Consider the following 11,741-nt stretch of genomic DNA (forward strand, 5'->3'; position numbering starts at 1 on the left):
AATTTGCCTGGCGGCGATAGCGCGGTGGTCCCACCTGACCCCATGCCGAACTCAGAAGTGAAACGCCGTAGCGCCGATGGTAGTGTGGGGCTTCCCCATGTGAGAGTAGGGAACTGCCAGGCATCAAACAAGTGGAAAGCCCCTGTCGGAAGACAGGGGCTTTTTGCTATGTGCTATTTGGGAGTGCGTGAGGAAGATAAAACCGTCAGGAAGACCAATTATGAATCTCTATATCCAAATCCGTAAAAATCAAATTACAATACGTCATCTTGGTACGCAGCTTGAAGCTTCGACGCAGAGTATATTCAGCAACAATAGGATCCTGATTGCTGATTTTATGGCTGCTTCTAAGGCATTGCGAAGTGTTATCCGTCAGGTTACTCCCTTCGATTGGCGCACCTGGTTCAGAAGCACGACTCTACTGATTCACGCACTGGAAATGAATGAAGGAGGGCTTTCTCCTGTAGAGGAGCGCATACTTCAGGAGATCACCGTGATGAGCTGTCGTAAATCCAGACTCATTGTTATTTCTAGCGCTGTTCCCCTGAGTGATTCTGACGCGCTCAAACGTATTCAGCAGAAGTAGTACTGAGGGGGCTCGTGAAACATTTTCACCTTATGCGCTGAGCACTCGACATTAGTACGAAAACTCGCTATCTTCGGGCATCTGGATGTCTAAACGTTTAAACGTATGCTTTGAGGATATAAGGTTATGCCAATTCGGGTTCCTGATGAGTTACCAGCTGTCAATTTTCTGCGTAATGAGAACGTCTTTGTCATGACGTCCTCGCGTGCTAAAACGCAGGAAATTCGTCCCCTTAAAGTGCTGGTGCTGAACCTGATGCCTAAAAAGATCGAGACTGAAAACCAGTTTCTGCGCCTGTTATCCAACTCTCCCCTACAGATTGATATCCAGCTGTTGCGTATTGATAGCCGTGAATCAAAGAATACGCCGGCCGAGCATTTGAATAACTTCTACTGCGATTTCGACGATATTCAGAACGACAATTTTGATGGCCTGATTGTGACGGGCGCACCGTTGGGATTAGTCGATTTCTGCGATGTTGTTTATTGGCCACAGATCGCGCGTGTCATCGAGTGGGCAAAAGAGCATGTTACCTCCACATTATTTGTGTGTTGGGCTGTGCAGGCCGCTCTCAATATCCTCTACGGTATTCCTAAGATGACCCTCAAGGAAAAGCTCTCTGGCGTTTATTCGCATCAGACGTTACAACCCCATGCGTTGCTGACCCGCGGTTTTGATGAAACGTTTCTGGCTCCGCATTCGCGCTATGCGGATTTCCCGGCTGATGTGATTCGGCAGCATACAGATTTGGATATTCTGGTTGAGTCAGAGCAAGCCGGGGCCTATTTGTTTGCCAGCAAAGATAAGCGTCTGGCGTTTGTTACCGGACACCCAGAGTACGACGCTCTGACGTTAGCTGGAGAGTTTTTCCGTGATTATGATGCCGGATTGGATCCAGCGGTTCCGGTTAATTATTTCCCTGACGACAACCCTGAACTGGCACCGAAAGCTAGCTGGCGTAGTCACGGTCATCTGCTTTTTGTTAACTGGCTGAATTACTACGTCTACCAGATTACGCCTTACGATTTACGTCGAATGAACCCTACGCTGGACTAATCCATCCTCGTTCTTTCTCTGAGGCACCTTTTAAGGTGCCTTTCTTTTTTGTGCTGAACCATCGCCATTTCTGCTGATAAGTGAAAGTCATTTCTCTTCTTCTTCTATTTTAATTTTCATTTTTATTAATGAGTTAATCTCACATGGATTAAAAAATGGAAATTGTTTTTGATTTTGATTTTTCTTGTATTACGCTTAATTCTGTCGGCTAAGAAATATACATACTGGTTTGCCGATTTGGCGGTTGTTGATGAATGAAGCGGAATCTGAAAAGGAACCACGAATGATGCAGCAGACGATAAACAGAGAATTGGCGTTTAGTCAGCGTTTTGGTGAAGGTGAGAAGCAAATTCTTACGGAGGAAGCGATTGATTTCTTAACGGAGCTGGTCGCGCATTTCACGCCGGCACGTAATCAGTTGCTCGCCGAACGGCAGGTCCAGCAGCGTAATATCGATCAGGGTAAGCTTCCTGATTTTATTTCAGAAACGGCTTCCATTCGTGATAAGACGTGGACAATACGCGGTATTCCCGATGACCTTCAGGATCGTCGCGTTGAGATTACCGGCCCGGTTGAACGCAAGATGGTAATCAATGCGTTGAATGCCAATGTGAAAGTTTTCATGGCGGACTTTGAAGATTCACTGTCGCCGGGATGGGAAAAGGTCATCGACGGGCAAATCAACTTGCGGGATGCCGTACGCGGTACGATTTCCTATATCAACGAAGCAGGAAAAATTTACCAGTTGAAGCCCAATCCTGCTGTATTGATTTGCCGCGTGCGTGGGTTGCATTTGCCTGAAAAACACGTGTCCTGGCAGGGGGAGGCCATTCCTGGCAGCCTGTTTGATTTCGCACTGTATTTTTTCCACAACTATCAGGAATTGCTGAAGAAAGGTAGCGGCCCTTACTTCTATCTGCCCAAGACGCAGTCATGGCAGGAAGCGGCCTGGTGGAATGACGTTTTCTGTTATACGGAAGATCGTTTTGACCTGCCGCGTGGGACGATCAAAGCGACGGTGTTGATTGAAACGCTGCCTGCTGTTTTCCAGATGGACGAGATCCTCTATCACTTGCGCGATCATATCGTTGGGCTGAACTGCGGGCGCTGGGATTACATCTTCAGCTATATCAAAACATTAAAGAACCACGGCGATCGCGTGCTGCCTGACCGCCAGTCGGTAACGATGGAAAAACCCTTCCTTAGCGCTTACTCACGGTTGTTGATCAAGACCTGCCATCGTCGTGGCGCGTTCGCCATGGGCGGGATGGCGGCGTTCATTCCAAGTAAGGATGCGGAACGCAATAACTGGGTATTGGATAAGGTACGTAAAGACAAAGAGTTAGAAGCTCACAATGGGCATGATGGCACCTGGGTGGCCCATCCGGGGCTGGCTGATGCCGTGATGGAGGTGTTCGATCGAGCGTTAGGTGAGCGTAAAAATCAGCTCAATATCGGCCGTGAACAGGATGCCCCCATTCGTGCCGAGGAATTGCTTGAGCCTTGTCCGGGAGAGCGCACGGAAGTGGGGATGCGCGCGAATATTCGCGTTGCGGTGCAGTACATCGAGGCATGGATATCCGGTAATGGCTGCGTCCCGATTTATGGGCTGATGGAGGACGCGGCGACGGCAGAAATCTCCCGCACCTCAATCTGGCAGTGGATTCGCCACGGCAAGACATTGAGCGATGGTCGAGTGATCACCAAGGCGCTGTTCCGACAGATGCTGGCCGAAGAGATGTTTGTGATTCAGGAGGAGCTCGGCGATGCCCGTTTCAGTGGAGGGCGTTTTGATGACGCCGCCCGGCTGATGGAGCAAATCACCACGCAAGATGAGCTGATCGACTTCCTGACGTTACCCGGCTACGCACTGCTTGATTAATCCTGACTGATAATAAAAAGGAACCTCTGCTATGACGACCTCTCGTACCCAACAAGTCCAGCATATTGAAAAAGAGTGGAAAACCGCGCGTTGGGAAGGTATTACGCGCCCCTACAGCGCAGAAGATGTGATTAATCTACGGGGTTCGGTGAACCCGGAATGTACGCTCGCGCAGCTCGGTGCTGCGAAGCTGTGGAACCTGCTACATGGTGATGCGCGCAAAGGCTATGTGAATTGCCTGGGGGCGCTGACCGGCGGACAGGCTTTACAGCAGGCGAAAGCTGGCATTGAGGCGATTTACCTTTCCGGCTGGCAGGTGGCGGCGGATGCCAATCTGGCGTCCAGCATGTATCCCGATCAGTCGCTCTACCCAGCGAACTCCGTGCCCGCGGTGATTGAACGCATCAATAACACGTTTCGGCGTGCCGATCAGATTCAGTGGGCGAATCACATTGAGCCGGGCGACAAGCGCCATACCGACTACTTCCTGCCGATTGTGGCGGATGCGGAGGCAGGGTTCGGCGGCGTGCTTAATGCGTTTGAGCTGATGAAATCGATGATTGAAGCGGGTGCCGCAGCGGTGCACTTTGAGGATCAACTGGCATCGGCGAAAAAATGCGGACACATGGGAGGGAAGGTGCTGGTGCCGACTCAGGAGGCCATTCAGAAGCTGATCGCGGCGCGGCTGGCGGCGGATGTTATGGGCGTGCCGACCTTACTAGTTGCGCGAACCGATGCGGATGCGGCGGATTTGCTGACGTCCGACTGCGACGAATATGACCGTGATTTCATCACTGGAGAACGCACGGTAGAAGGCTTCTATCGTACGCGTGCTGGAATTGAGCAGGCAATCAGCCGTGGTCTGGCTTACGCGCCTTATGCCGATCTGGTGTGGTGCGAAACCTCAACACCGGATTTATCTCTGGCGCGTCGTTTTGCAGAAGCGATTCATGCGAAGTTCCCCGGTAAGCTGCTGGCGTACAACTGTTCACCTTCCTTTAACTGGAAGAAAAATCTGGATGACAGCACGATTGCGCGTTTTCAGGATGAGCTGTCGGCGATGGGCTATAAGTACCAATTCATTACGCTGGCCGGCATTCATAGTATGTGGTTCAACATGTTTGACCTGGCGCACGCCTATGCACAGGGTGAAGGGATGCGGCACTATGTAGAAAAAGTGCAACAGCCTGAATTTGAGGCGATTAAAGACGGCTATACCTTCTCATCGCATCAGCAGGAGGTCGGTACCGGCTACTTCGATAAGGTGACGAACATCATTCAGGGAGGCGAGTCTTCAGTGACGGCGCTGACGGGATCGACGGAAGAACAACAGTTCTGATCCTGACCCGGTCAGTGTACGGCTGGCCGGGTTTTATCTGGAGATCATGATGACGCGTGACCTTGAAAAGTTGGTGGCGCAGACGATCCTGCAGGGATTTGATGCGCAATATGGACGTTTTCTTGAAGTGACGGCGGGGGCGCAGCAGCGCTTTGAACAGGCTGACTGGCCTGCCGTACAGCAGGCGATGAAACAGCGTATTCACCTATACGATCACCACGTTGGTTTGGTGGTCGAACAGTTGCGCTGTATTACCGGTATCCGCTGCGATGATGCGGATTTTTTGGCGCGCGTGAAGCATATCTACACCCGCTTACTGCCAGACTACCCGCGTTTTGAAATTGCCGAGAGTTTCTTTAATTCCGTCTACTGTCGGCTGTTCAACCATCGGGAACTGACGCCGGATAAGCTGTTTGTTTTCAGCTCTCAGCCTGAACAACGTTTTCGTGAGATTCCCCGGCCTATCGCCAAGACGTTTGTGCCCACTGACGGTTGGCAGAACATGTTGGAAAAGCTGCTGGGTGATGTGCCACTGCGGTTACCGTGGGAAGATTTACCGCGTGATATTGGCTATATCGTTGCGTATTTACAGCGCACGTTTTCTGCGGAGCAGCTTGCTCAGGCGACGTTACAGGTGGCTAACGAACTGTTTTATCGCAACAAAGCGGCCTGGCTGGTGGGCAAGTTGTCGCTTCCTGACGGTATTTTTCCGTTCCTGTTGCCGATTCATCACAATGAACGTGGTGCGCTATTTATTGATACCTGCTTAACCAGTCAGGCAGACGCCAGCATCGTGTTCGGTTTCGCCCGCTCGTACTTTATGGTGTATGCCCCGCTGCCGTCTGCGCTGGTTGCCTGGCTGCGGGATATTTTGCCAGGGAAGACGACGGCGGAGCTTTACTTGGCGATTGGCTGTCAGAAGCACAGTAAAACCGAGTATTACCGTGAATATTTGCACTACATTGCCGAATCAGAAGAGCAGTTCATCATCGCTCCCGGCGTGAAAGGGATGGTGATGCTGGTGTTTACGCTGCCTTTTTTCGATCGCGTATTTAAGGTCATCAAAGATCGTTTTGCGCCACAGAAAGAGGTGAGTGCGGAGCGGGTCATGGCGTGCTATCAACTGGTGAAAGAACATGATCGCGTCGGGCGCATGGCGGACACGCAGGAATATGAAAATTTCGTCATTGATAAACACCGTATTAGCTCGGAATTGCTGGATGAACTTTGGCGTGAGGTGCCGGATAAGCTGGAAGATCTGGGCGATCGGTTGGTGATCCGGCATTTGTACATGGAACGCCGGATGACGCCGTTGAATCTCTATCTGGAGCAGGCAAACGCACAGCAGTTGCATGATGTGATTGAAGAGTATGGCAATGCCATCAAGCAGCTGGCAGCAGCGAACATTTTCCCCGGCGATATGCTCTTTAAGAACTTCGGCGTCACGCGTCATGGGCGAGTCGTGTTCTATGACTACGATGAAATTTGCTACATGACCGAGGTGAATTTCCGCAAAATACCGCCGCCGCGTCACCCGGAAGATGAACTGGCCGCAGAACCGTGGTACAGCGTCGCGCCGAATGATGTGTTTCCCGAAGAGTTTCCCCATTTCCTGTGTAGCGACCGCCACATTCGTACGCTGTTTGAGGAAATGCACGGCGATCTGTTTTGCGCGGATTACTGGCGAGCACTACAGCAGCGTATCAGGGAAGGGCACATTGAGGATGTGTACGCCTACCGACGCCGCAAGCGTTTTAGTCAGCGTGCTGCAATTTGAGCGTGGCTCGTTATTCGTTATATGTATTCTGTCTCAGAGAGCGTTTCGTGCGCCACACCGCTGCCATTTATATGCGATACCGTATACGCGCCCGACGTAGGGCGGCTCAGTCGCCGCCGCCCTACGAACCCAGGCTTCCGGCTAAATTATGCCGCTACGCGGTTCCATCGATGCTCTTGACCGCTAGTCGAGCCGCCAGTGACGCGTTCCCGACGCGGCACTGGCTTTCGCGACGTCCTGTCGCTCACTCGGCGGTCAAGTTCACCGCTGCATAATTTTTACGCCGGGTAATAGTAAAACTCGTCATAACAAGCTCTTATTACGAGAAATACACTTTATTCATAGCCCACTGTATTCCTGCATCACCTGTTTCGCAGCTTTGATTACCAGCGCCCCGAGTTCTGTGACGCGGTCGTCCGTGATGCGAGATACGGGGCCCGAGATGGAAATGGCAGCGAAGGCTTCCTGATGTTCATCCAGAATACAGGCCGCGATACAGCGTAACCCCAGCGCATGCTCTTCATCATCGAAGGAGTAACCCTGCTTGCGAATCAGCGACAAATTTTCCTTTAGGGCTTGTGGCGAGCTGAAAGTGTGCGGTGTGTAGCCGTGCAGCCCTTTCTTGTGCAGCAGTTGCGTGACCTGCGCATCGGGTAAATGCGCCAGAAACGCTTTCCCGGCACCGGAAGCATGCATCGGCAGCTTACCGCCGATCGGTGCAGACATACGCATCAGCGCCGTACATTGCACCTGATCGATGATGATCGCCTGACTGTCGGTCTGATCGAGTACAGCCAGATTGACGGTTTCGCCCGAGTCTTCCATCAACTTTCGTACTATCGGATGCACAATCGCCAGCAGGTTGCGGCTTTGCAGAAAGCTGCTGCCGACGATAAACGCGTGTGAGCCAATCGTCCACAACCCCAGATCGCCAACCTGACGCACAAAGCCCTGCTGTTGCATAGTGGTGAGCAGACGGTGAGTGGTGGAATTCGGTAAACCGGCCTGCTGAGCGAGGTCGGTTAGCGCCACGCTGCCGTTGGCTTTGGCGATATATTCAAGCAGCGTCAGGCCACGGGTCAGGGACTGAACCTGCCCGGTTGGCTGTGCAGCGGTTCCCGTGCTGGCTCTGGGTTTTTTCCCGCGTTTAGCTGGCTCTGGTGGCGTCATGGCGTCGATTCCTTTTTGTGGTAATGGAATTGATTTTCGTTTTTTTACCGCAGAATGCAACTCTTCTTTCTCTGTGTTTTTTATCGGTAAATGACCTGAAAAAGTCTCACGCTACACTGCGTTAGCCTGCTCATAACTTATGCTAGGATAGACGCAACATATCGTATTTACTGGCTGGGGATGGGGTTCGCGTGAGTAATCGGGTAGACGAATTGCGGCGTCAGTTGGCGCAACGCATCATGGTGCTGGATGGTGGTATGGGAACCATGATCCAGGGTTATCGCCTGCAGGAAGCAGATTATCGCGGGGAGCGTTTTGCCGACTGGCCGAGCGATGTGAAGGGAAATAACGATCTACTGGTGCTCACCAGACCGCAGGTGATTAGCGAAATCCATGATGCCTATCTGGAAGCCGGTGCCGACATTCTCGAAACCAACACCTTCAACGCCACCACGATCGCGATGGCGGACTATGACATGCAATCGCTGTCGGCGGAAATTAATACCGTCGCCGCACAGCTCGCGCGTGCCAGCGCGGACAAATGGACGGCGTTAACGCCGGATAAACCGCGTTATGTCGCGGGTGTGCTTGGCCCGACGAACCGCACTGCCTCGATCTCTCCCGATGTTAACGATCCTGCATTTCGCAACGTGAGTTTTGATCAACTGGTGGACGCGTATCGCGAATCGACACGAGCACTGATCGCGGGTGGCGTCGATCTGATCATGATCGAAACCATTTTCGATACGTTGAATGCTAAAGCGGCGAGCTTCGCGGTCGAAAGCGAATTTGAGGCACTGGGGATCGTCCTGCCAGTGATGATTTCCGGCACGATCACGGATGCGTCAGGACGTACGCTATCCGGCCAGACAACCGAAGCGTTTTACAACTCTCTACGCCATTCTCGTCCGCTCTCGTTCGGTTTGAACTGTGCGCTGGGGCCGGATGAGTTGCGTCAGTATGTCGCCGAGCTGTCACGTATTTCAGAATGCTATGTGAGTGCGCACCCCAACGCAGGGTTGCCCAACGCCTTTGGGGAGTACGATTTAGGTCCGGCCGATATGGCGAAACATATTGGCGAATGGGCGCGATCCGGTTTTCTGAATATCGTCGGTGGTTGCTGCGGATCGACACCCGCGCATATTGCCGCGATGGCGAAAGTGGTGGAAGGCGTGCCGCCGCGCAAGCTGCCGGAGATCCCGGTCGCCTGCCGCTTATCCGGCCTGGAACCGCTGACTATCGATGCCAATACCCTGTTCGTTAACGTGGGTGAGCGGACCAACGTTACCGGTTCTGCGCGTTTTAAACGCCTGATTAAAGAAGAAAAATATAACGAAGCGCTGGATGTCGCCCGTCAGCAGGTGGAAAGCGGCGCGCAGATCATCGATATCAACATGGATGAAGGCATGCTGGATGCGGAGGCGGCGATGATCCGTTTCCTTAACCTCATTGCTGGCGAGCCGGATATTGCCCGTGTGCCGATCATGATCGATTCCTCAAAATGGGACGTGGTTGAGAAAGGGCTTAAATGCATTCAGGGCAAGGGGATTGTTAACTCGATCTCCATGAAGGAAGGCGTGGAGGCCTTTGTCCACCATGCCAAACTGGTGCGGCGCTATGGTGCCGCCGTGGTGGTCATGGCCTTTGATGAAGTCGGTCAGGCAGATACTCGCGCACGTAAAATTGAAATTTGTCGCCGGGCCTACCGCATCCTGACGGAAGAAGTCGGTTTTCCACCGGAAGATATCATCTTCGATCCGAACATTTTCGCTGTGGCAACGGGGATCGACGAGCATAACAACTACGCGGTGGATTTCATTGAGGCCTGTGCAGACATCAAGGCGCAACTGCCGCATGCGATGATCTCCGGCGGCGTGTCTAACGTCTCCTTCTCATTCCGTGGCAACGATCTGGTGCGTGAAGCGATCCACGCTGTCTTCCTCTATCACGCCATCCGCAACGGCATGGACATGGGGATCGTGAATGCCGGGCAATTGGCGATCTATGACGATCTCCCTGCGGAACTACGCGATGCGGTGGAGGATGTGATCCTGAACCGTCGCAGCGATGCCACCGAACGCATGCTTGAACTGGCGGAAAAATATCGCGGTAGCAAAACAGACGATGAAGGCAGCAAAACGCAGGCGGAATGGCGCGGTTGGGATGTGAAGAAGCGTCTGGAATATTCGCTGGTGAAAGGCATTACCGAATTTATTGAGCTGGATACTGAAGAAGCACGTCAGCAGGCTGCACGGCCGATAGAGGTCATTGAAGGCCCGTTGATGGATGGGATGAACGTTGTCGGCGACCTGTTCGGTGCAGGGAAAATGTTTCTGCCACAGGTAGTGAAATCTGCGCGTGTCATGAAGCAGGCGGTGGCCTACCTCGAACCCTATATTGAAGCCAGTAAAGCCAAAGGTACGTCAGCCGGAAAGATCCTGCTGGCGACGGTAAAAGGCGACGTTCACGATATCGGTAAAAACATCGTCGGCGTGGTGCTGCAATGTAACAACTACGAGATTATCGATCTGGGTGTGATGGTGCCGACGGATAAAATTCTGAAGACCGCGCGTGAAGAGAAGGTCGATATCATCGGGCTATCTGGGCTGATTACGCCGTCGTTGGATGAAATGGTCAATGTGGCGAAAGAGATGGAGCGTCAGGGCTTTACGCTGCCGCTACTGATTGGTGGCGCGACGACCTCTAAAGCGCACACCGCCGTGAAGATTGAACAAAACTATAGCGGCCCGACGGTCTACGTGCAGAATGCGTCCCGCTCTGTTGGTGTGGTGTCGGCGCTGCTGTCCAGTACGCAACATGACGACTTTGTGGCGCGTACCCGTAAAGAGTACGAAACCGTGCGTATTCAGCACGCGCGTAAAAAGCCGAGAACGCCGCCAGTGACGCTGGAAGCGGCGCGCGCTAATGCCTCTGATCTGGATTGGGAAAATTATACGCCGCCCGTTGCGCACCGTTTGGGCGTTCAGGAAGTGACCGCCAGCATTGAAACGCTGCGCAACTACATCGACTGGACGCCGTTCTTTATGACCTGGTCGCTGGCGGGGAAATATCCCCGCATTCTGGAAGATGAGGTGGTGGGAGAAGAAGCCAAGCGCTTGTTCGCCGATGCCAATGCGATGCTGGATGACTTATCCGCACGCGGGGCGCTGAATCCTCGTGGGGTGGTGGGTTTATTCCCGGCGAACCGCGTTGGGGATGACGTGGTGATTTATACCGATGAACGGCGCGACACGGTGCTGTCAGTCAGTCACCATCTGCGCCAACAGACGGAGAAAACCGATTTTCCGAACTACTGTCTATCCGACTTCGTGGCGCCTAAGTCCAGCGGTAAACCGGATTATCTCGGTGCCTTTGCGGTGACCGGTGGGCTGGAAGAAGATACGTTGGCCGAGCAGTGGGAAGCCCAGCATGATGATTACAATAAGATCATGGTGAAGGCGATCTCTGACCGTCTGGCGGAAGCCTTTGCAGAATACCTGCATGAGCGTGTGCGTAAGGTCTACTGGGGCTATGCGCCGAATGAGAACCTCAGTAATGAGCTGCTGATTCGGGAAAACTATCAGGGGATTCGCCCCGCGCCGGGCTATCCGGCTTGCCCAGACCACACGGAGAAATTGCAAATCTGGCAGCTGTTGGATGTGGAAAAGCATACCGGCATGAAGCTCACCGAGTCCTATGCCATGTGGCCGGGCGCATCGGTATCCGGTTGGTACTTCAGCCACCCCGACAGCAAATACTTCGCCGTTGCGCAAATCCAACACGATCAGGTCGAGGATTACGCGGTGCGCAAAGGTATGGAAGTGAGTGACGTTGAGCGCTGGTTAGCACCAAATTTGGGCTATGATGCGGATTAAATTGCGACCTAAGTCGAGTATGACAACATCAACCTTGGAGAGGTTGTCATCTCAAC

General features: G+C 52.8%; 7 protein-coding genes and 1 rRNA gene. 7 read left to right on the plus strand and 1 reads right to left on the minus strand.

The window, feature by feature from the left end; translation table 11 throughout:
• Positions 1-6 precede the first annotated feature (6 nt).
• The 6 genes from rrf to aceK all read left to right on the plus strand — a co-directional run bounded on the left by rrf (position 7) and on the right by aceK (position 6,640).
• Positions 7-122: ribosomal RNA gene (rrf, locus tag AB8809_RS02330) — 5S ribosomal RNA — on the plus strand.
• Between the two features lie 98 nt (positions 123-220).
• Positions 221-586: a hypothetical protein gene (locus AB8809_RS02335; RefSeq protein WP_369987034.1), complete on the plus strand. Its 366-nt coding sequence runs from the start codon at positions 221-223 to the stop codon at positions 584-586.
• A gap of 126 nt (positions 587-712) precedes the next feature.
• On the plus strand, positions 713-1,642 hold the full coding sequence (gene metA, locus AB8809_RS02340) for a homoserine O-succinyltransferase (RefSeq protein WP_349854749.1): 930 nt from the start codon (positions 713-715) through the stop codon (positions 1,640-1,642).
• A gap of 283 nt (positions 1,643-1,925) precedes the next feature.
• Positions 1,926-3,524 (plus strand): malate synthase A, encoded by a 1,599-nt coding sequence (aceB, locus tag AB8809_RS02345; RefSeq protein WP_180779200.1) that lies wholly within the window; start codon positions 1,926-1,928, stop codon positions 3,522-3,524.
• A 31-nt stretch (positions 3,525-3,555) separates the two neighbouring features.
• Positions 3,556-4,863, plus strand: coding sequence for an isocitrate lyase (aceA, locus tag AB8809_RS02350; protein ID WP_181830655.1), 1,308 nt, complete (start codon positions 3,556-3,558; stop codon positions 4,861-4,863).
• Between the two features lie 49 nt (positions 4,864-4,912).
• Positions 4,913-6,640, plus strand: coding sequence for a bifunctional isocitrate dehydrogenase kinase/phosphatase (gene aceK / locus AB8809_RS02355; RefSeq protein ID WP_349854777.1), 1,728 nt, complete (start codon positions 4,913-4,915; stop codon positions 6,638-6,640).
• Positions 6,641-6,979: 339 nt separating this feature from the next.
• On the opposite strand, the gene iclR is transcribed toward aceK, so the two are convergent.
• Entirely contained in the window at positions 6,980-7,810 is an 831-nt protein-coding gene (gene iclR, locus AB8809_RS02360) for a glyoxylate bypass operon transcriptional repressor IclR (protein WP_015841902.1), read from the minus strand.
• A 191-nt stretch (positions 7,811-8,001) separates the two neighbouring features.
• On the opposite strand from iclR, the gene metH reads away from it, so the two are divergent.
• The gene (gene metH, locus AB8809_RS02365) at positions 8,002-11,685 is read left to right on the plus strand and encodes a methionine synthase (RefSeq protein WP_349854745.1); all 3,684 of its coding nucleotides are present in this window, start codon (positions 8,002-8,004) and stop codon (positions 11,683-11,685) included.
• The last annotated feature ends 56 nt before the right edge of the window (positions 11,686-11,741 follow it).

This window comes from Pectobacterium aroidearum, from assembly GCF_041228105.1.
Lineage (GTDB): Bacteria > Pseudomonadota > Gammaproteobacteria > Enterobacterales > Enterobacteriaceae > Pectobacterium > Pectobacterium aroidearum.

What these genes read in the sequence shown, in the direction of transcription:
- AB8809_RS02335 (WP_369987034.1), top strand. Translation starts at nt 221, where the DNA reads ATGAATCTCTATATCCAAATCCGTAAAAATCAAATTACAATACGTCAT.
- metA (WP_349854749.1), top strand. Translation starts at nt 713, where the DNA reads ATGCCAATTCGGGTTCCTGATGAGTTACCAGCTGTCAATTTTCTGCGT.
- aceB (WP_180779200.1), top strand. Translation starts at nt 1,926, where the DNA reads ATGATGCAGCAGACGATAAACAGAGAATTGGCGTTTAGTCAGCGTTTT.
- aceA (WP_181830655.1), top strand. Translation starts at nt 3,556, where the DNA reads ATGACGACCTCTCGTACCCAACAAGTCCAGCATATTGAAAAAGAGTGG.
- aceK (WP_349854777.1), top strand. Translation starts at nt 4,913, where the DNA reads ATGACGCGTGACCTTGAAAAGTTGGTGGCGCAGACGATCCTGCAGGGA.
- iclR (WP_015841902.1), bottom strand. Translation starts at nt 7,810, where the DNA reads ATGACGCCACCAGAGCCAGCTAAACGCGGGAAAAAACCCAGAGCCAGC.